The 19432-nt window shown below is 66.1% G+C and carries 21 protein-coding genes; 7 read left to right on the top strand and 14 right to left on the bottom strand.

Annotated features, from left to right (window positions below; all coding sequences use genetic code 11):
• Positions 1 to 2: 2 nt before the first annotated feature.
• The 3 genes from H6717_30540 to H6717_30550 form a co-directional block, all read right to left on the bottom strand.
• Positions 3 to 1241 (bottom strand): hypothetical protein, encoded by a 1239-nt coding sequence (locus tag H6717_30540; GenBank protein MCB9581409.1) that lies wholly within the window; start codon positions 1239 to 1241, stop codon positions 3 to 5.
• A 49-nt stretch (positions 1242 to 1290) separates the two neighbouring features.
• A complete protein-coding gene (locus H6717_30545) occupies positions 1291 to 1878 on the bottom strand; it encodes a hypothetical protein (GenBank protein MCB9581410.1) in 588 nt (195 codons plus the stop codon).
• A 63-nt stretch (positions 1879 to 1941) separates the two neighbouring features.
• Positions 1942 to 2130 carry a hypothetical protein gene (locus H6717_30550; protein MCB9581411.1) on the bottom strand — a complete coding sequence of 63 codons (189 nt, stop codon included), beginning with the start codon at positions 2128 to 2130 and terminating at the stop codon, positions 1942 to 1944.
• Positions 2131 to 2182: 52 nt separating this feature from the next.
• Between H6717_30550 and H6717_30555 the strand changes: the two genes are divergently transcribed.
• Together H6717_30555 and H6717_30560 are read left to right on the top strand one after the other, a co-directional pair.
• Positions 2183 to 4471 carry a hypothetical protein gene (locus H6717_30555; protein MCB9581412.1) on the top strand — a complete coding sequence of 763 codons (2289 nt, stop codon included), beginning with the start codon at positions 2183 to 2185 and terminating at the stop codon, positions 4469 to 4471.
• A gap of 628 nt (positions 4472 to 5099) precedes the next feature.
• Positions 5100 to 5378, top strand: a complete 279-nt coding sequence (locus H6717_30560; GenBank protein ID MCB9581413.1) for a hypothetical protein — start codon at positions 5100 to 5102, stop codon at positions 5376 to 5378.
• Positions 5379 to 6046: 668 nt separating this feature from the next.
• Here the strand turns inward: H6717_30560 and H6717_30565 are convergent.
• On the bottom strand, positions 6047 to 8833 hold the full coding sequence (locus H6717_30565) for a valine--tRNA ligase (GenBank protein ID MCB9581414.1): 2787 nt from the start codon (positions 8831 to 8833) through the stop codon (positions 6047 to 6049).
• 133 nt (positions 8834 to 8966) lie between these two features.
• Here H6717_30565 and H6717_30570 point away from each other — a divergent pair, with 133 nt between their 5' ends.
• Positions 8967 to 9239: a suppressor of fused domain protein gene (locus tag H6717_30570; protein MCB9581415.1), complete on the top strand. Its 273-nt coding sequence runs from the start codon at positions 8967 to 8969 to the stop codon at positions 9237 to 9239.
• Here the strand turns inward: H6717_30570 and H6717_30575 are convergent.
• The 5 genes from H6717_30575 to H6717_30595 all read right to left on the bottom strand — a co-directional run bounded on the left by H6717_30575 (position 9226) and on the right by H6717_30595 (position 12569).
• The gene (locus H6717_30575; protein ID MCB9581416.1) at positions 9226 to 9711 is read right to left on the bottom strand and encodes a nucleotidyltransferase; all 486 of its coding nucleotides are present in this window, start codon (positions 9709 to 9711) and stop codon (positions 9226 to 9228) included. The genes H6717_30570 and H6717_30575 overlap by 14 nt on opposite strands.
• Positions 9708 to 9905 carry a hypothetical protein gene (locus H6717_30580; GenBank protein ID MCB9581417.1) on the bottom strand — a complete coding sequence of 66 codons (198 nt, stop codon included), beginning with the start codon at positions 9903 to 9905 and terminating at the stop codon, positions 9708 to 9710. Before H6717_30580 ends, H6717_30575 begins: the two co-directional genes overlap by 4 nt.
• Positions 9906 to 10026: 121 nt before the next feature.
• The gene (locus H6717_30585; GenBank protein ID MCB9581418.1) at positions 10027 to 10542 is read right to left on the bottom strand and encodes a GNAT family N-acetyltransferase; all 516 of its coding nucleotides are present in this window, start codon (positions 10540 to 10542) and stop codon (positions 10027 to 10029) included.
• Positions 10532 to 10816 carry a ribbon-helix-helix protein, CopG family gene (locus tag H6717_30590; protein ID MCB9581419.1) on the bottom strand — a complete coding sequence of 95 codons (285 nt, stop codon included), beginning with the start codon at positions 10814 to 10816 and terminating at the stop codon, positions 10532 to 10534. Before H6717_30590 ends, H6717_30585 begins: the two co-directional genes overlap by 11 nt.
• Positions 10817 to 10856: 40 nt before the next feature.
• Positions 10857 to 12569: a response regulator gene (locus tag H6717_30595; protein ID MCB9581420.1), complete on the bottom strand. Its 1713-nt coding sequence runs from the start codon at positions 12567 to 12569 to the stop codon at positions 10857 to 10859.
• A 258-nt stretch (positions 12570 to 12827) separates the two neighbouring features.
• On the opposite strand from H6717_30595, the gene H6717_30600 reads away from it, so the two are divergent.
• Both H6717_30600 and H6717_30605 read left to right on the top strand, forming a co-directional pair.
• Complete coding sequence (locus H6717_30600) at positions 12828 to 13043, top strand: hypothetical protein (protein MCB9581421.1); 216 nt, start codon at positions 12828 to 12830, stop codon at positions 13041 to 13043.
• Positions 13027 to 14475 carry a hypothetical protein gene (locus H6717_30605; GenBank protein ID MCB9581422.1) on the top strand — a complete coding sequence of 483 codons (1449 nt, stop codon included), beginning with the start codon at positions 13027 to 13029 and terminating at the stop codon, positions 14473 to 14475. The genes H6717_30600 and H6717_30605 overlap by 17 nt, the downstream gene beginning before the upstream one ends.
• 229 nt (positions 14476 to 14704) lie before the next feature.
• On the opposite strand, the gene H6717_30610 is transcribed toward H6717_30605, so the two are convergent.
• Both H6717_30610 and H6717_30615 read right to left on the bottom strand, forming a co-directional pair.
• A complete protein-coding gene (locus tag H6717_30610) occupies positions 14705 to 15808 on the bottom strand; it encodes a hypothetical protein (protein MCB9581423.1) in 1104 nt (367 codons plus the stop codon).
• A gap of 207 nt (positions 15809 to 16015) precedes the next feature.
• On the bottom strand, positions 16016 to 16381 hold the full coding sequence (locus H6717_30615) for a hypothetical protein (GenBank protein MCB9581424.1): 366 nt from the start codon (positions 16379 to 16381) through the stop codon (positions 16016 to 16018).
• 70 nt (positions 16382 to 16451) lie between these two features.
• On the opposite strand from H6717_30615, the gene H6717_30620 reads away from it, so the two are divergent.
• The gene (locus tag H6717_30620; protein MCB9581425.1) at positions 16452 to 17084 is read left to right on the top strand and encodes a transcriptional regulator; all 633 of its coding nucleotides are present in this window, start codon (positions 16452 to 16454) and stop codon (positions 17082 to 17084) included.
• Here the strand turns inward: H6717_30620 and H6717_30625 are convergent.
• On the bottom strand, positions 17071 to 17439 hold the full coding sequence (locus H6717_30625; protein ID MCB9581426.1) for a hypothetical protein: 369 nt from the start codon (positions 17437 to 17439) through the stop codon (positions 17071 to 17073). The genes H6717_30620 and H6717_30625 overlap by 14 nt on opposite strands.
• Positions 17436 to 17816 carry a hypothetical protein gene (locus tag H6717_30630; protein MCB9581427.1) on the bottom strand — a complete coding sequence of 127 codons (381 nt, stop codon included), beginning with the start codon at positions 17814 to 17816 and terminating at the stop codon, positions 17436 to 17438. The genes H6717_30625 and H6717_30630 overlap by 4 nt, the downstream gene beginning before the upstream one ends.
• Positions 17817 to 17978: 162 nt before the next feature.
• Between H6717_30630 and H6717_30635 the strand changes: the two genes are divergently transcribed.
• Positions 17979 to 18563, top strand: a complete 585-nt coding sequence (locus H6717_30635; protein ID MCB9581428.1) for a hypothetical protein — start codon at positions 17979 to 17981, stop codon at positions 18561 to 18563.
• A 223-nt stretch (positions 18564 to 18786) separates the two neighbouring features.
• Here the strand turns inward: H6717_30635 and H6717_30640 are convergent, their stop codons facing one another.
• Positions 18787 to 19332 carry a hypothetical protein gene (locus H6717_30640; protein MCB9581429.1) on the bottom strand — a complete coding sequence of 182 codons (546 nt, stop codon included), beginning with the start codon at positions 19330 to 19332 and terminating at the stop codon, positions 18787 to 18789.
• Between the last annotated feature and the right edge of the window lie 100 nt (positions 19333 to 19432).

Here is a 19432-nt window from a genome sequence, read left to right on the forward strand (position 1 = left end):
GCTCAGTTTGCGGGCGCCAGCAACAGGTAGTGGAACACGCCGCGCGCCACGAGCGTTCCGTCGGCCGCCAACACGAAGTCGTAGACGTAGTTGAGCTCCTGTGGCGGTGTCACGTCCTGCCAGGTGGCGCCGCCATCGCTCGAGCGAAACAGGTGCGCGACCAGCAGGGCGTAGACCGTGTGCTTCCCCGGTCGTGGATCCCAACCCACGCGCCAGGAGGGGGACACGTTGTCGGAGGACTGGAGATTCTGGTTGAAGGTCTGCCCGCCGTCCGTCGAGACCAGCCCATAGTATTGGTCTCCAATGCGGCCGACGGCGCCGATGTGCTGCCCATCGGTTCCGTAGCTCACGTCCACCACGGTGGGGGTCACGCTGGTGGTCTGGCAGCCGGTCTTGCCGCACACGGCCACGGCATTGCCGCAGGGAACGACCACCTGACTCCCGTCCTCGGGATTCACGTCGAAGGTGTTGACGGCGGCCGAGGACGAGCAGCCCGTCGTCTGGATCACGTCGCTCACGGTTTCGCCGTCGTTCGTGAAGCTGACGCTCGCGTCGGTCCGGATCGCGAGCACGCCGTCGGACGTGTAGCGAACGTCCGCGAAGGCGAGGGAATTGAACGGAAGCTGGGAGCCAATCGACGAATCGGTGAAGGATTGCCCGCCGTTGGTCGAGTAGTAGACGTGCCCGCCGCTCGCCGGATCGTTCTCCGGACCCTGGATCCAGAGCGCTGCTGCGATGTTCTCGGGGTTCTTCTTGCTGTAGGCGATGCCGTGGGGCTCGGCCATGGCCGTCTGGGCCAAGTCCATGAGGGACGTCGCTTGGGGGAACGAGTTGCCGCGATCGTGCGTCGTCGCGGCGACCAGCGTCGTTCCGCTCAGGGAGAATGTGCTCGCCAGGACCGTGAACGTCTGGGCGTCCACCGGGTGCGGCGCGATGCTCGGACCGAAATCGAGAGGAATGGGCAAGCTCGTCCAGTCGGTCGTCTTGCTCCAGCTGCCGCCACCCGCGGAGCCGCCCGCTCCGGCCGACCCGCCGCTGCCCGCAGCGCCCCCGCTACCCGCCAGGCCGCCGTTGCCACCGCTACCGGTGCCCGCGGCGCCGCCCCCACCCGTCGCGCCCCATCCGCCGCCCCCGGCGCTGCCCCCGGCTCCCCCGCTGCCACCGTTCGAGGAACCGCTCCCGCCGCAGCCGACGGCAGCCAATGCCAACAGGCCCGCCCAAGCTCTCAATCGTAGTGTCACGAGCCGTATGTGTTGCGCGAGACGCACGTGGGTTCATCGAGAGCCACGACTATCCCTCGGGGCAGACCGTGGCCTCGAACGTGCCCTTCACGGTCGTGCCGACCACCGGCGAGAGCGTGAGCGTGCCGGAGACCGAACCCCGCATCCGCTCTGCGCTCACGGGGGTGAGCGACAGCTGCACGTTCGACGTGCTGGGACCAGCGGCCTCGTGCACCGCTTCACCGGTCCCGGGCTTCGAGTAGTAGAGCCGCCAGCTGGTGTAGCGTCGACCGCCCGGTCCGTTCCAAGGGCCTTCTAGAGCGAGCAGGAACGCGAAACCGTCGCCGCCGATCGGCCCGACAATCTGCCATATCGGCACCTCGAGGTCTGGCACCAGGCCGACGGCATTGCAGTCCGCGCCCCACGCCCCAGCGTTGAAGAACGCGATGGCAGTTCCCCCGCGCGGAAGCCGCTTCACCAGGACCGGGCCCGCGAGGACGACCGCGTCGACGCCGAAGCGCTCCCGCTGGACCTGGATCTCGAGCGGCGGAGCGGCCGTAGCTGCCGCGGTCTTCGCGGGCGCGGGTTCCGCCGTCGGGCCACAAGCCAACAGAGCCGGCCCCAACGTGAGAGCCCAGATCCGAACGAGGTGAGTCATGGGCGCGGCGGATCGTACCCCGTCTTCGAGCGGGTGGACGGACTCGCGACGGGTATCAAGCTCTCAGAGCTCTTTGGCGAGCTCGCGTGCTTCTTCCAGGCGTGCCTTCTGGCGCTTCAGGCCTTCGAGCTGCTCGCGGGCATGTGGAGTTCGAACAGCGGCGCTTGCCGTGAGTGTGCGGCGGATCCTGTCGCTGTCGAAGTTGCTAAGACGACGCGGAAACGCCGAATCTCGAAACAACGCGGTGGACACGACGTGGGCTCGGGCGTAGTCTTGAATGGTCGGGGGAAGGCGGGAGGCAAGCATGAACGTCCGAGAAGTCGCTGGTGCGATTGGCGCGATCGTCGTCGTAGCCGTTGGGGGGGGGTGCACGAACTCCACGGTCAGTGAGGGAACCGGCGGCCCACCAGATCCAGCCAATGTCCAGGAGCAGGCGGAAACGGCAATCGCGACCGGCTATGACGGAAGCGACGCGCCCGTTCTGTCTACGACGTACAACGACTTCAGTATCGGCAAGACCTTCGCTGGACAGGACGAGTTCGACTATCCGATACCGCCTGGCGGGGCACTCGGCGACCAGAGGATCATCAACCGGGGCGCGTCGCTCATGAGCACAGCCTGGAGCTCGGACGGTGATTCCTGGACGTATCAAGCCAAGATTCGCCCGCCTCGAGAGCTGCCGTTCTGCGTTCACAACGCAGAGTGCCCGTCGAACACCTGCCTGAATGGCAGGTGCTCCTGCACAACGCACGCGGACTGCATGCCTCCCGCGGCGTCCTGCAACGCCGTCACCGGGCTTTGCGAAGGCACCACCTGCGGTGTGGACGGTGACTGTCCTCCCGGATTCGTGTGCGGCACCGCAGGAGAATGCAAGCAAGAACCGTGGGCGATGATATTTGGCGATCCATCGATGGCGGTGGATGAAACCCGTCCGTTTTTCGTCTACGCGGTGCAAATGGGCTCGTCGGACGCGAGCTACGATCTGGCGCCCGATCCCGGTCTGCCCAACGTGCACTTTGCATTCGATGGGTTTTGCATCGCGCGCGCTGCCGACGGCGGCTACTCGTTCGGGGCGGGTCCCTATCCGAATCCGCCAATCATCGTTCCAAACCGCGCCTACTGCCAACGCGTTACCGCCCCGAGCCCTCCCGGGACAGACACCAATCCCAACGTGGGGATCGACAAGACGGCGGTTACGGTGGACTGGCAGGGGCGGGTGTGGGTGGCTACGGAGGATCGGGTAGCGGGAACCATTGCCATATTCCACTCCCAGGATTTCGGAGCGGGCTGGAATCACTTCACGCGAGTCGAGATGTGCACTGGTTCGGCAGGCGATCCGGAAGACTGCATCCCGCAGTCGGAAGCGCAGCACCTCGGGTCGTTCGAACCGGTGCTCAGAAGCGCGCCGAAATGCGAAGACAAGCTCGACTCGCCGCACTGCTTCTTCGCGCCGAATGGACTCGGCAGCGTGTGGCTGGAGAGCGTGCGGTTCGACGCTGGCGGGCCACACCTAGTTCAGTTGAACTTCGGTCCAGATCCAGACCCGAATCTGTCACAAGTCTGCACGAGCGGGAGCGACTGCGCGAGCGGCTTGTGCACCCCCAATGGTTGCCATTGCGATTCCACGGCCCAGTGCCCGACAGGCTTCACCTGCGATCCCGGGTCGAGCCTCTGCGGGCCCCCAGCGTGCAACACCGACCAGGATTGCCTGGCGGGCTGGTCGTGCGACATCGCTGATCACGGATGCACGCAGCCGAATCGGTGGGCGGGTGTCGACCTCACGACTGAATGCGTCGGTCCCGCCGTAGCCACGCTGACGAACCTCAATGCAACGTATGGGACGAACGATCTGGGAGACGGTGACCAGGACGGAGCGCATGGCATTCGCGGCGCATTTCGGCATTCGTTTGACATTGGTATTGATCCGAACGGGAACGTCGTGGACCGGTTCGCATACCTGTACCAGCTTGCAGATGTTGGGCAACTGAAGATCCAGGTGGGTCAGCTGTCGACGCCGGAAGGCGGTCCAGCCCCGGTCTGCAGCGTCCCGATGGGATGGTCGACCGAGACTCTGAGTGCAGTGTCCAGTGACCCCTCCGGCGGGCAGCAGTTCTGGCCAACCTTGGATTGGACGGATCGCTCGAACGTGCTGGGTGCTGGCAGTACCCGGAACGAAGAGTGGCAGCTCGGCTATCTATCCAACCACCGCGCTGTGGACAGAACGAAGAGCTATGTCGTGCCCTACGGGTCCACGGTGGCAACCTCCTTCGGCCAACCCGCGCTGTCCTCCTACATTCCGCTTCAGCCAAATGGCCAGGGCGCATACCTCGGAGGCGACGTGGACGATGGGTTCCCATGCGCGCGCGAGTCTGGGTACTGGGGAGACTACTTCTCAATCACACAGTTCCCCAGGACTGTGCAGTTAGGCGGAGTCTTCCCTTCCGTCTGGTGGTACAACGCTGCCACGTTCACGTTTTCTGGGCATCGACCGGATGGGGCTGGACCGATCTGCAACGTGTACGACAGCACCACGCTCGGCGCTCCAATGGACGTGAACTCCGCTACGTGGCCCAGCCTGGTTCTCAATCCATGACGGCGCCGTGTCTACGATTCGAGAGGGACGTCGTGCTGATGTTGGTGCTGGTGAGCGCTTGCGGTGCGCGCAGTAGCGCCAGGGCACTCCAAAATCCCGTTGCCGACGGCGCGGGCGGAGTCGGTGGGCAGCGCGAGGATGCCGGAACGCAAGGGGAGGATGCTGCGGCTGCGAGTGGCGGGCCGGGACAGCCGGACGCAACTTCGGTTGATGCGATGGACAGTATGGACGGTGCAGTTGGCGTGACCGACGGCGGTCCGACCTGTGCGGAGGTTGGCAAGCACACTGGCATCTCTGCTTGCTGCAGTGGTAGCTACTGCGCGGGCGGCTGCGTCGGCAAACAACCGTACTGTGTGTGCGGGGCCATTGTTGGAGGGTGTCCCTGGCCCCTGGTGTGTTGCGCAGCCAAGGGTGGGGGCTGCTGGGCGGAGGAATGGTGTCCGCAATGACAAGTCGAACAGCAGCACTTCTGATCCTAGTGGCGCTCGCGGTACGGTGTGGCGGCCAATCGACGACATCTCCTGACCCAGCGTCCGAGAATACCATCGGAAGGGACGCTAGCGTCTCGAGTCCCCGGCCATCGCTAGACGGAGGCGCGGCTTCCGATGCAAAGAAGCCCAAGACTGGCTTGAAGCTTCCCAAGGAAAGCGGTCCTCCACCCAGCTACGACTTCGTGGAAGTCGACGGCGGCAAGGATTGCGACGGTGGGAACATCAACGTGTGCTTGAACGAAGTGCGAGGCTGTTGCAACGGCGTGATGTGTAAGGGCTACTGCTTGCTGTTCGAAGGACATTCTGATCCGGTCTGCATGTGTGCCGGAGTGGACGGAGGCTGTCCTGGCGACTGGGTTTGCTTGGGAGCATGCGCGCCTTCGGAGGGCTGCAACAAGACCCCAGGCCCGTACTGATGCTCTCGGCCAAGCGCCGCATCGCCTATGCCGCAATTGCCGGCTGCTTTGCGTACATGGCGGCGGTTCTCGTCCGCTGCACTTTCACCTCGCCTCCGCCGGTGCTGGAAGCGCACTCCCCACCGGAATCGGCAGTTCGCACGACGCCCCACCCGACCACCGGTGGATCACGAAGCGCTGTACCGCCTTATCGGCGGGTGCACTGTGGCACCGACACTTGCGGTGCGGCGGAGGCCTGCTGCTTCGGTTTGGCGCCGCATTGCGCAAGTGCCGTATCGGACTGCGATCCGAGCGAGCTTGCCATGCTTTGCGACGACGCGCAGGACTGCCCAGGAAACCAAGTTTGCTGCGGCCAGAATCGACAGTTCCGGTGTCAGGCGAAGTGTGAGGTTGCGGGTTGGCAGCTCTGCGCGACCGACAGCGAGTGTGCCACCGGAGCGTGTGCAAACGGCAATTGCGTATCTCTCGTCAAGCCGAGCGGCCTAGCACTGCCACGGCGAATCAACGTTGATGGTGCTGCTCCGCGAACCGTGCCGGTCGGTCCCAGAGCTCCGACAGCGACCGCTCTGCCGCCGCCGCAGGGCGTGCCCCGTCGCTGACTCTCGACCGGTGGGAAGCTAACTGCATTGCGCTGACCGCGACGGGTATCGCGCCGCCCCGACAAGCTCTCAGAGCTCTTTGGCGAGCTCGCGTGCTTCTTCCAGGCGTGCCTTCTGGCGCTTCAGGCCTTCGAGCTGCTCGCGCGCTTCGGCGACCACCTCCGGCGGCGCCTTGTCCACGAAGCCCTTGTTCGCGAGGCGCTTTTCGAGGCCCACGATGTCCTTTTCGAGCTTCTTCAAAGAACGCTCCACGCGCTCGAGCTCGTGAGCGGCGTCCACCAGGCCGAGCAGGCCCACGAGCACCTCCACGTCTCCCGCAACGCTGAGCACGGACCCGCGGGGGCGCTCGCCGCCGGGCGCTTCCACCACCGGCGCGCCGTCCGTCCGCACCAGAAATTCGATCAGCGCCGCGTGCTCCGTGAGCACGCCGCGGATCTCTTCGCTCGCCGTGCGCAGCCGTAGCGGCACCTTGGCGCTGGGCTTCACGTCGTGCTCCGCGCGGGCGGCGCGCGCGGAGCCGATGGCGCCCATCAACGCCGACATGTGGCGGTCGGCCTGCGCGTCGGCGCGGCCATCCGTGGCGGTGGGGTAGGGCGCCAGGGCCACGCTCACCGGCCGCGACGCGGGCCGCGGTACGGCTTGCCACAGCTCCTCGGTGATGAACGGCGCGTAAGGGTGCAGCGCGCGCAGCGTGGTCTCGATGGCGTGGGCCAGCGTCTGCCGCGTTTCGGCCTTCTCGGCGTCCGTGCCGGAGTTGAACACCGGCTTGCACGCTTCCAAAAACCAGTCGCAGAGCTCGTCCCACACGAAGTGGTACAGGGCGGAAGACCCTTCATCCAGCCGGAACTCCTCGATGCCGCGAGTGCTCGTGGTCACCGCGTCGGCAAGCCGCGACAGGATCCAGCGGTTGGCCAGCAGCGTGGGCTTCGGTGCTTCTCCCGTGAGCGTTTCGCCCTCGATGTTGGGCAGCGCGAAGCGCACGGCGTTGTACAGCTTGTTGCAGAAGTTCCGGTAACCCTCGATGCGCTTGGGCGAAAGGGCGATGCGCTTGGCCTGGGGCGAGTAACTGCACAGCGTCAGGCGCACGGCGTCGGTGCCGTAGGCGGGAAAGCCCGTCCCCATCTGGGCGGCGGAGGGATACGCCTTCTTGAACTTGGCGAGGGCTTCCTTCACCGGCGCGCCGGGCAGCGCCTTCTGTACGATGGTCTCGAACTCGGCGCCGTGGATCAGATCCAACGGGTCTATCGTGTTGCCCTTCACCTTGCTCATCTTGTCGCCGGTCTCGTCCACCACCAGACCGTGGAGCAACACCCGGCGGAAGGGCACCTCTCCCAAGAAGTGCAGGCCCATCATCATCATGCGGGCCACCCAGAAGAACAGGATGTCGTAGCCCGTCTCCATGTCGCTGGAAGGGTAGAAGCGCTTCACCGCCGGTGTCTCGTCCGGCCAGCCCTGCGTGGAGAACGGCCACAGCGCGCTCGAGAACCAGGTGTCGAGCACGTCCGCGTCGCGCTCCAGCGCGCCTTGGCACTTGTCACAAGCCTTGGGCTCGGGGTCCCGCGTGACCAGGATGTGGCCGCAGCTCTTGCAGTAGAACGCCGGCACCTGGTGCCCCCACCACAGCTGCCGCGAGATGCACCAATCTTGGATGTTGCCGAGCCAGTGGTCGTAGGTCTTCACCCACTCTTCCGGGATGATCTGGGTGCGGCCGTCCTTCACGGCCTCCAGTGCGGGCTTGGCCAGGGGCTCCATCTTCACGAACCACTGGGTGCTGATCATCGGCTCCACCACCGTGTGGCAGCGCTGGCAGTGGGGCAGCTGCAGGGTGTGGGGCTTGCTCCCGCGTTCCAGGCCTTTTTCCGCCAGCGCGGCCTTCACCGCCTTGCGGGCCTCGGGCACCGTCATGCCCTTGAACTCGCCAGCTTCCGCGTTCAGCCGGCCGTCGAGCTCGAGGATGTTGATCTCCACCAGCTGGTGGCGCTTGCCCGTCGCGAAGTCGTTGAAGTCGTGGGCCGGCGTGACCTTCACCGCGCCGGTGCCGAACTCCATGTCCACCAAGATGGCGTCCGTGATCACCGGGATCTGACGATCCAAGAACGGATGCTGGAGCTTCTTGCCGTGCAGGTGCTTGTAGCGCGGGTCGTCCGGGTGCACCGCCACCGCCGTGTCGCCCAGCATGGTCTCCGGTCGCGTGGTGGCCACCACCAGCTCCGTCACTCCCGCTCCCGCGTCCGCTTCCGCCACGGGGTAGGCGAGCTCGTACATCTCGCCCTGGGCCTCGTCGTTGTCGACCTCCAGGTCCGACAGCGCCGTGCGGCAATCGTGGCACCAGTTGATGAGCCGCGTGTCGCGATAGATGAGCCCCTCTTCGTACAAGCGCACGAAGCTCTCGGTCACCGCCCGGCTCAAGTCCGGGTCCATCGTGAACTTGCTGCGCTCCCAATCGCAGGAGCAGCCCAGCACGCGCATCTGCTCTTCGATGCGGCCGCCGCTTTCCTTCTTCCACTCCCACACGCGCTCCACGAACTTCTCGCGCCCGAGGTCGTGCCGCGTCTTGCCCTCGCGCCGGAGCTGCCGCTCCACCACGGTCTGCGTGGCGATGCCGGCGTGGTCCATGCCCGGCTGCCACAGGGCGTTATAGCCCTGCATGCGCTTGTGGCGGATGAGCGCGTCCTGCAGCGTGCCCATCAGCGCGTGGCCCATGTGCAGGGAGCCCGTGACGTTCGGCAGCGGCAGATCGATCACGTACACCGGGCGCTCGTCCCCGGGCTCCACGCTGGCCCGGAACACGCCCTTGTCCATCCAGAATTGGTACCAGCGGGGCTCGACGTCTTTGGGCTCGTAGGCCTTGGGCATCTCGGTCATGAGGGGGCGCACTTTATATCGTACGCCGCGCGGCGTGCCAGCTCCGCTCGCGGAGGCGCGAGATCGCGCCTCCCGCTGTCCGCGCCGCGCCTCGCCGCCCAGCGCGGCCGCGAAGGTGCCGTCCGTGCTGGGCTCGCGGCGGACCAACAAGAAAATGCAAGAAGGGTTTGTTGGTCCGGCGCGGAAGGAGCTCGTTGCGGGCAGCGCATCACAGGCCCGCGATTGGACGACGCTCGCGACTTCGGGGATGAGCAACGAGCCGATGCGCTTGCCGTCGCACGTTCCGCAGGAGCTGCGCCGCGTCGAGCTGATGTTCTATCTTTCCGCGCGGCGGTCGCTGCAACGCCGGACCTCGACCACTTCTGCGGGGAGTGGCCGCGATGCTACTCCTGCTTAGAGGACTCCTCCGCGATCAGCTCGAGCTCCGCAATGCGCTCGAAGTCCTTCGGCCGGCCCGCAGCTCGCTTCAAGTGGATGAGCGTGGGCAGGTCGACGAAGAGGCACTCGCCTCCAAACACCTCCCGCCGCTCGGAGTGTGGAAGCAGCGCTTCGTAGCTTCCGCCGCCCGTGGCTTCGCCGAGCGCGTCCAGATCACCGGCGGTCGTGGTCAGCGTGAAGTTCAACCCCCGAGTGATCGTCTCCGGTTCGAACTGGAACGGAAGGCCTGGTGGTGCGCCGCGCAGGTAAGGGGACAGCGGACGGAGTGCGGTGGCGAGCCGCTCGATGTTCTCCGGCGTCCGGCGATAGACGATGTCGAGATCGACGGTCACGTGGGCCGACCCATGTGCCGTGGCAGCGAAGCCGCCGATGATCACGTACTCGACACCGGATGCGTTCAGCGCCGCCAACAGCGTCTCGAAGTCGGTCATGCCCCGTTCGCCTTCACACGCGAGTGCCGTACCTCTTCGGCGAAGCGAAGCGCGGCGATCATCTTTTCTGCGCGCTCGGTCGTGGTGAGCCTGAGGTTCTCGCGAAGGAGCGTGCGATCGACACCCGGCTTGTACGCTTCCACCACCGGATCCGGAGCGAGCTCTGCGTCGTGCTTCGGCGCGGGAAGTGCCACGCGCGTACTATACCCCACCACTGCGCGGGACAGCGTGGGACGTCCGAGCCGGGCATCGCGCCGGACCAACAAGAAAATGCTTCAAGGGCTTGTCGGGACGGCGCGGAAGCTCACTCCGAGCTCAGCGTCGCGGCGGCGGCACCGCGGCGAGGGGCAAGAACACTGGCGTCGGGCGCGGAACCACGTGTGAGGCTCCCTCTACGCAGGATACTTCGATGAAACCCAGGCGCTCGTAGGACGGAGCTGCCTCCGACTTGGCATCGACCAAGATCCCGACACACCCGACCTCCTCACGCATGCGCTCGGCCAGCTCGATACAATGGCGCATCAGCGCTTTCCCGATGCCTGCGCCGCGCGCCGCTTCGTGCGTGGCGAGGCGGGCGATGCGCAGTAGTGGAACGGGGTACGGCGGAAGCCGGCGTTTGCCTGGCACCCCTTCGGCGTCGAGCGTTGCAGGACTGACGGTGGCGAAGCCAAGCACGCTTCCATCGGCGACCGCGACGTAGGTGACGCCGATGTGGTGGCGGAACTGATTCTGCCCCGCGTAGCGATGAAAGAAGAGATCGAGGGCTTCGTCGCCGGAGCGAAACGAGGCGCGGTCGTCCTCGGGGCGAAGTGCACGGATCTCAACGATCATCGAACAGGCGCTTCATGTCCTCGGTGGGTGCGGGAGGATGCTCGAGGAGTCGCTTGATCTCGCGTGCGCTTGCTTGTTCGAGCACGACGCGCGCGGGCACGATGGCGTCCGGTGGCAGCTCCTCCAGCGCCTGCAGATGATGGAGCAAGGCCTCCTCGATCAAACGGCTTCGGGTCACGCCCGAGGACCGTGCATAGCGCTCGAGCCGCTCCTTGGCGGCGGCAGAGATGTGGGCAGAAATCTGAGTAACATCAGCCATTTCACCACGAAGCATACGATCTACGTCAACGTAGGATCGCCCGGGGACCGCCAGCTCAGCGCGCCGCGAGGGCCGTGGCGAGCGCGTGGTCGAGCTCGGTTCGCGTGTAGGGCTTGGGCAGCACGGCGGCGAAGCCGTGCTCGGCGTAGTCGGACATGGCGCCGTCGTCCGAGTAGCCGCTCGATACGATGGCTCGCACGTTCGGATCCAGCTCCTGAAGGCGCGACAGGATCCACACGCCGCCCTGACCCCCGACCAGCGTCAGGTCGAGAATGACGACGTGGAAGGGCTTTCCAGCGCTCCGTGCGCGTTCGTAGCTCTCGACGGCGCCCTCTGCGTTGTCCGCTTCCTCGACCTCGGCTAGCCGGGCGCCGAGCATGCGCCGGAGCACATGGCGCACGGCGGGCTCGTCGTCGACCACCAGCACCCGCAGGTGTGTCGGCAGCTCCGCCGGCGTCGTGGAGGCCGGCTCCGGCCGTGAGTCTTGAACGGGTATCTCGACGTGGAACGTGGAGCCCTTCCCGGGCGTGCTCTCCACGCGGATGCGTCCGCCGTGGCGGCGTACGATCGAGTCGGTGGTGGCGAGGCCAATGCCGGTGCCCTCGGGGCGCGTGGTGAAATAGGGCTCGAAGATGCGCCCGAGCAAATCTTCAGGGATGCCCGCGCCTTCGTCGCCGACCGTGAGCACGAGATGCGGGCCGGGCTCGAGGGGCGGGGCCGATGCCTCCAGCATGCGCCGTTCGAGAGCAACGCTGATGCGCTGGCCCGGCTCCGACGCCTGAACGGCGTTCAGCACCAGATTCTGGACGACCTGCGCCAGCTGCGCCGGGTCGATGTCGATGACCCCGAGGTCATCGGAAGCCACCACGCTACAGACGACGTCGCGGCCGTGCAGCACGAAGCTCGCGGCGTCACGCACGATGTCCGCCACGTTCGCAGTGGCGCGAACCAGCGGCGCGCCGCCTCGCGAGAAGGTCAACAGTTGTCGGACCAACGCGCCCGCGCGCTGAGAGGCGTCTTCCGCTTCCCGAAGTAACTTCGAGAGATCCGGATCGTCGATCTTCCCGCGCGCAATCGAGAGGCTGCCCAATATGGCGACGAGCAGGTTGTTGAAGTCGTGCGCGATCCCGCCCGCCAATACTCCCAGCCCCTCGAGTTGCTCGGCGCGCCGCATGCGCTCGTCGAGGGCGCGGCGTTCTTCGGCCGTGATGCGATTGTGCATCGCGATACCGATGGTCCTGCCGATGGACAGCAGGGTGCTGCGCTCGTGCTGAGACAGATCCGCAGCGTGCTTGTAGATGAGGTTCAGCGCGCCGATCACCTCGTCGCGATACAGGACCGGGACGCTGGCGACCTCCACGAACCCGTCGCGTTCGAGCGCCGCGCGGGTCTTCGGCTCGACGCGCCCGTCGCGGGTCAGATCGCGAGACGTGACGACGGACTTGCCGCGCACGGCGACGCCGGTCAAGCTGCCTTCGAGGGGAAGTACGCGCGCGGCTTGGAGGACCTCCGCGCTGAAGCCGCGGGCCGAAACCAGCTCCAGCCGCTGCTTCTCGCGATTCACGCGGAACAGCCCGACGGACGGATAGTTGGTGTACGTCACTATCGCGTCCACGGAGCGCTCCACCAGGTCCGCGAAGTCGCTGGACAGGTGCACGGCGTCCGACACGGACACCACGGTCCGTAGCGCGCGGGCGTGTTCTTCCAGCTCGCTGCGCGGCAGTTGTCCGACGTCGTCGTCGGGTTCCGGCCGCCCTCCTGGCGTCATCGCGAGGTCGATCCTACGGCCGGAGTCCGCTGGAGCCCAGTGAGACGAACGATCGGCCCCGGAAGACGCGTCAGAACGGCATGGGCGCGCTGAGATCGCTCAGGACATCGCTCCGCTCCGCGTGCCTGGCCGTCTCAGACTATTTAGTCAGGCAGCAGCTGGCGAGCTGGGCATCGCGTGGGGCGGTCGCTTCCGACTGGGACAGTTCGGATGCCGCTGGCGAAGGAGTCATCGTTGGCATAGCTTTATGCTCACGCGATGAAGGTTCGATTGTTTGCATCGGTGGTTGGTCTCTCCACTGTGGCCCTTGTTTCCAACGGATGCTCGGGTGACTCCAGCGACGGGAAGACGCCCGCTGGCGGCGGCGGAAGCGCCGGCGCTGGCGCAGTGGGTGGTGGCGGCACCGGCGCGACGGGTGGCGGCACGGGCGCGACGGGTGGCGGCACGGGCGCGACGGGTGGCGGCGGCGCTTAGCGGGGTTGCCGGTACGGCTGGCGCGGGCGCGACCGGTGGTGGCGGGATCGGCGGCGTTGCCGGGACGGCAGGCACGGACGCCGGCGCCGACGCCGATGTCGATGCGGGGCCGGATGGGTCCGATGACGGTGGAGCTGACGCGACGGTAGCTTGTAGCCCACAGTGCGGTAGCGCGGAGCTGTGCGACGGCGCGCACGCCGGAACTGACGACAACTGTGATGGTCAGGTCGACGAGGGCTGCCCCTGCGTGCCAGGGCTCACCGAGCCCTGTTTCAAGGGTGATCCGGGCTACCGCCACACTGCGGGTTGTTTCGACGGCACTTCGACCTGCACGGAGCAGGGGACTTGGGGAGCCTGCTTGGGCGGTGTTCATGCAACCGACAGTTGCTTCAACGTGAACCCCGGATGCCACGCGATCGAAGCAAAGCCCTTCGTGCCGGTTCAGCTCAAACCGGGTACGGGCAACTTCAGCTCGGACGCCGTCCCCGGCACGGAGGCGTTCAGCATCACGTGTCCTCCAGGAGTGCCCAAGTGCCCCCAGGTTCAGTCGGGCGACCAGCTCGTAGTGCTCCAGTCCGGTGAGTACTCCGTGAAGTATTCCAAGGTGAGCCAGGGCACTTCCACGACGGACACTTGCGACTATCCGTTGATCGTTCGCGAGCAAGGGCTGCGCGTCGAGTTGTCTTGGGAGCACACCGCATCGGACAGCGGCGTCGATCTCGACCTTCACCTACACGAGCCCGGCACCACGACACCCTGGGGGTTCGCTGGCACCACAACGCAGGACTGCAACTGGTCGAACTGCACTGCGGACGCCTTCGTGGGCGGCCTCCCAGCACCCAAGTGGTTTGCCGATCCACCGGCGACTCCGCCCGCGGCAGTCAACTGGTGGCTCGACGGCGTTCAACAGAACAACACCTGCTACTTTGCTCCGAAGGGGGCCGGGGCCACGTGGCAAAGCATCGGCAAGGGATGCCACAATCCACGACTGGACCTGGAGAGCGTCAGCTGCGACTTCACTTCGACCGACCCGAATTCGGCGCAGTTTTGCGCGCCGGAGAACACGAACATCGACTACCCGCCGACGGACAAGTGGACTCGCGTTGGCGTCCACTACTTCTCGAATCAAGGGCAAAGCTACTCCGTACATCCCGAGGTGAAGATCTTCTGTGACGGAGCCCTGGTCGCCCATTTGGGTCCGCACGGATACTATTCGCCCGAGAAAGCCGTTACCTTCGCGTCGTCCGACGGCAGCGGCACCAGCGGCAACAAGTTTTGGTCGGTTGCCGACGTCGCGCTCACCTCCGACGCGTGCGGCAAGCCGCGCTGTGAGGTTCAACCCATCTACGCGGATGCCAGCGCGCGCACGCCCTTCTTCGGCACGGATACCACGGCGGCACTCAGCTTCGTGCCGGCCTATCCACCGCCTTGATGATCGGCTCGCCCAGCCGCTCCTGGACGGTCGCGGAAATGCGAGCGGAGATCCGAGCCTCAGCCGTTCGATACACGACGGAAACCCAACGTGCCGGGGTCGCCGCCATCTAACCGAAATGGCGACGCTGCTCGAGGTCTACGCGCCGGAGTCGCCGTGACGTGTCGCGAGGAATCGCGCCGGACCAACAAGAAAATGCTTCAGGGGCTTGTCGGGACGGCGCGGAACCTCATTCTGCGCGGGGCGTACGCAGCACGAGCTGTGCGCGCTCGGGCGTCATCAGTCGCGAGAGCAGCGGGTCCGTCAGTAGCACTACCGGTAGCACCTGTGCGGCGTCCACCGGATACCAGCGGCTCAGACGGCTCTCGAGGACCTGCCAGGCGCGTTCCGGCTGCCTCTTGCGGATCAAGGCGCGCGCAACGTCTGCGGCCGCGTCGAAGTGCAGGTACGGGTGCTTCGGATCCCAACGCGCGATGATCTCGTCGTCGATCTCGAACACCACCGCCAGGGAGAAGCAGTGTACGGCTAGCTCCTTGGGCTTGCCTTTGAAGCGCTTGCCCGTGCTCGCCTCCGCTACGGCTTCGTCGTAGCGCCTGCGCTCGGGCTTGGGTCGTGGCGGAGTAGCACGGCGCTTCGACTTCACCCGCAGCAGCGCCTTCATGTCGTCACTGACGTTGCCGGCGTACACCGCCCCAGGGTTATTCAAGAGCGCCTTGGCGCAGGGCACCATCTCCGCCCAGCGCCCTTGAAACGCCAAGATCTCCGCCGCCGAGGCCGAAGCGGCGGCGTCCCCGGCCGCGTGCTGCGCCAACAGCGTTTCGAGAGCGGCGTCGACGTCGCCCCGGAGTGCTGCTTCGACGGCGGCCTTGCGCGTCCTCGGTTTGCCCTTCGGCGGTGCTTTCGGCTTCTCCTTGGGCGCCACGTAGCGGAGCAAGACTCGCGGTTTCTTCTTCTTGGCGGGCCACAGCTCGATGCGGATCTTCTCGCGCTTGGCAATGCCGCTATGCGTCGCCCGCAGGCGCCAGCTCCCGGGGCTCACGCGGAAGCGCTTGGCGTCCGGCAGGTAGTCCGTGCAGCCGAGCACCGCCACTTCGCGTTCGAGCCGGATGCTCGCTTCAGTGACGTGGTCGGCGCCGTCCGCCAACGGCGGCTCTTCTTTCAGAACGTGGACCGTCACGGTCACGTCGTCGGCGTTCTGGGTGCCGATGCCCACGATGTCGCCCGCCGCAGCGATGCGATCGGACGATGCCTTGGCCGTCCAGGCGTCCGCCAGATCGCCCTGGGCGTCCGGTGCTTGCACGTGGATCTGGTGATGGTCTGCAAACAGCTTCATGGCGGCTCTACCTCTTCGTGGTGCCGAGCTCGACCGCATGTGCATCACGCGCGAGCTGCCCCTGCGCGCAATTCAGCGACGACCAGCTCGGCGTACTGACCATGACGATTGGGTACGCCGGGCCCGGGCGTGGCTCAAGGCGCGACGGGCATCGCGCCGGACCAACAAGAAGATGCTTCAAGGGCTTGTCGGGACGGCGCGGAACCCTCAGTTCCCGCGCTGCGTCGGGATGGGCAGGCACTCCATGATTTCCACTGAGTCTCCAGGGAAGATCGTGAAGTGGGGGTGACTCTCGAAGAGCGCGGCGGCTGCATCGTGGGTCTCCGCCTGCACGACGACATAGGCGGCCAGGGCGTTCTTGATGTCGGTGATGCCTTCGGGAGAGGCGCTCTTCGTCTTGCCAAGCGGGGCGCCTCGGTCGACGATCGCCCCCGCGTGCTTCGTGCTCCAGTCCACCCAGGCCTGGAAACCGGCCGCCTCGCGTTCCTTGCGGCTCTTCTCGTCCAGCGCGTTCCACCCTGATTTCTCCATCGCTTCTGGAGTGCCCACGAATACTGCCAAAAACTGTTTCATTGAATGGCTCCTCAGTTAGTCCTAAAGTAGGACTAACTGGTCCTGGTTTGCAAGTAACACTTTCGTCCTCATGACGGGTCCCCGCAGCTACGCCGATCCTTGCGGGATCGCTCGCGCCCTCGACGTGATCGGGGAGCGTTGGGCGCTGCTCATCGTGCGTGAGCTGGTGTTCGGTCCCAGGCGCTTCACCGATCTGCGCGCGGCGCTCGGGGCGAGCCCCAACGTCCTGTCGCAGCGCCTCGGTGATCTCGAGCAGGCGTCGGTCGTGCAGCGAACCGCCAGCGGTGGCTCGCTCTACGAGCTGACGGACTGGGGTCGCGAGCTGCACCCCATCCTGCTTCAGCTCGGACGTTGGGGCGCGCGCTCGGCCCATCGTCCACAGGGCAGCATCAGCTCTGCGGCGCTGCTGCTCGCCCTCGAAGCGACCTTCACGCCTCAGCGCGCCGCGGGCCTCAGCGCAACGTACGATCTGCGCCTGGACGGCGAGCGCTTCGGCGTGCGCGTCGACGCAGGAACCATCGTCGTCTCGCCCGGCAGCCCGCGCCAGGCCGACGTGCTGATCGCGACGGACGCGAACACGCTGCGCGCCGTCGTGTTCGGCGATCGTGAGCTTGCGGAGGCGGGCGTCGAGACGAACGGCGACGCCCGCTTGGTGCGGCGTTTCTTTCGGCTATTCGCGCGCCCAGAGCTCAGTTCGCGTTGAACTGGATGTTGTCGAAGAGCGCGACCTCGTAGTTGAACACCCACATGGTGGTGTACGTACCCGTGATGCGCGTGTCGTTGGCGGTAGCCGTCACCATGGCTGGCAGCATCGCTTCGTGGTAGCCGTCGGCGCCAAGGTAGAACGGGGTGCGAACTTGGATCGTGTCCACGTAGGTTCCGGTACAGGCTGGCCCAGTGTACATGGTCACCGTGTAGTTGCCGTTTTGGTAGTAGGAGTACAGCCCGCAGGGGTAGGCATTCAACGGATGCGTCGTCCCTGCCTTGACATCCGAGGGTGCAGCGAACAGCGTCACTGCCCCGACAGCAATCAATGCGCTCAGCTTGAGAATGTTCATGGACTTGCCTTCTGTTGGGTTCGGGACAGCTCGTGGCTCAGGGTCCGCATCCGCTGTCTGAATGCGGCCTGCTTTTGCAGGCGGTGCATCGTGTCGATGCCCTCGAGCCGAGCGATGGCCTCGTGACCGGGCTCGACGGTGAGCGCGTTGACCTCGCCGCTCGCGTGGGCGCGGGCCACGAGCTGGTCGAGATAGCGATCCACCTCGGCTTCGCTCTTCAGAGGTACGACCTCCGCGTCCACGACGCGTTGGATGCGCGCTCGCATGGAGCCGTCCACGGGAGCCGCCTGCCCTTCACGGTGCATCAGGTTGAGGCCGCCCACGACCGCGACCATCGCCAGCAGGCTGACGAGAGCTGGGGAAGCGCTTTGGCTCATGGCCGGCGTTCAGTTCACGAAACGTGCCGTTGATCAGGGCGCAACAAACTTCGGCGAATGGCCGTGCCCTGGGTGCGCGCGCACGTGCGCCGCACGTGCACTGCACGACTTGATCGCGATCTGGTTCGGGGAGAACCCCGCGGGCCGAGCGTACGCGCTACCATGACGCAGGCGCTCAGGTGGCTCGGTCTAGTGTCCTTCCTCGGAGTCACGCTGGCGTGCTCCTCCTCCAATTCCAGCGGATCCGGTGTCGGAAACGACGGCGGGGGCGGTAGCGGGGGAACCAGTGGCGACGCCGGCGACTCGGTCAGTCAAATCTGCGCTGCCGTCGCCGAGTTGCCGTGCTCGTCCCTCAAGGACCCCGAGGCCTGCAAGGACCTCCTACAGCAACAACAGCAGCACGCCGAAACCGCCGGCTGCGGCGCCGAGAACCAAGCGCTCTACGACTGCCGAGCCGCCCATCCGGACGTATGCAACAACGGACAACAGTCAACGAACCCTGAATGCTCAGCAGCCGAGAGTGCGGTTTACGAGTGCGCAAAGGCCGCCCCCCAATGCACGGGTGGCGGGCTCTTTGGAGACGGCGGTTCGACATGCGGCTGGAGCTGTGACGACATCGCCGAATCTTGCACTTCGGCGGGTGGCGACTGGTCTTGCACCTGTACTTCCGGGCCCAAGGCCGGGGCGACGTTCACGGTTACCGGGGACGCCTGCAACACGGCCACGCTCAACGCCAATTGTGGTTGAGGAAGCCCGCAGAGGGTCGTGCGGACGCGACGAAGTTGCGTGAGTGTCCCGGCGCGCCCCTCGTCGAGCGCCGTCGCGCCGGACCCGCCTTCGCCACGCCCGTCCGGCGAGCTTCGCGTGCTGTTGCGGGCAGCGTCGTCGACGACCTGGGCGACGTTCGAATCGTTCGCGTGAACACTGCGGCACGCCGTCCTTCAGGACGTTTTCGGCCGTCGAGTCCGCCTCACAGTCCGAAGTAGAAGCGCAGCTCGAACATCAGCTGGAAGACGTCGAAGCCCGTGCGAGTGCTCGGCAAGCGAAAGCGCCCGCCCAGGTCGCCCAGCGCGCGGCTGCGGCTCTTCAGGGTGTAGCCCGCGAAGACCCCCACGAAGCCGTCGGTGTTGCCGAAGTTCGGCAGCGTGAGGCCCGCCTCGGGGCCGAGGTACACGTGATCGCTCGGGCCGATGGGCAGCTCGAAGGGGACGACGAGATCCGGGTCGTCGCCGGAGCGGAAGCGTTTGACGATGAATGGACCCGTGTCGAGGCGGACGACATCTCCCAGGTGAAACGCGAGCGGCATGCCCGCCGTGACGCGCTCCCGGTCTTGAAGGGGCAGTGAGACCTCGCCGAACACTCCGAGCTCCACGTCCCGGCGCAAGAAGCGGTGCTCGCAGGCTTCGTCCTTCGAGTCCTTCGAGCTGGCGGTCCGCAAAGTCGATTCGAAACGCCGCGTCTCGGGCGCGGTGCTCTTCGTGACGTGGGACGAGACGGGATTTTCGCAATTGGGCACGCTCCCCGCCTCGAGCGGCGCCACGCTCGGCGTCGACTACGGCACCATGCCGCTGCTCGAGATCCGGGCCAAGGAGTCCGCGTCGCCGCCCACGCTGTTC

This window comes from Polyangiaceae bacterium (assembly GCA_020633235.1).
In the GTDB taxonomy this organism is placed as follows: Bacteria; Myxococcota_A; Polyangia; order Polyangiales; family Polyangiaceae; genus JACKEA01.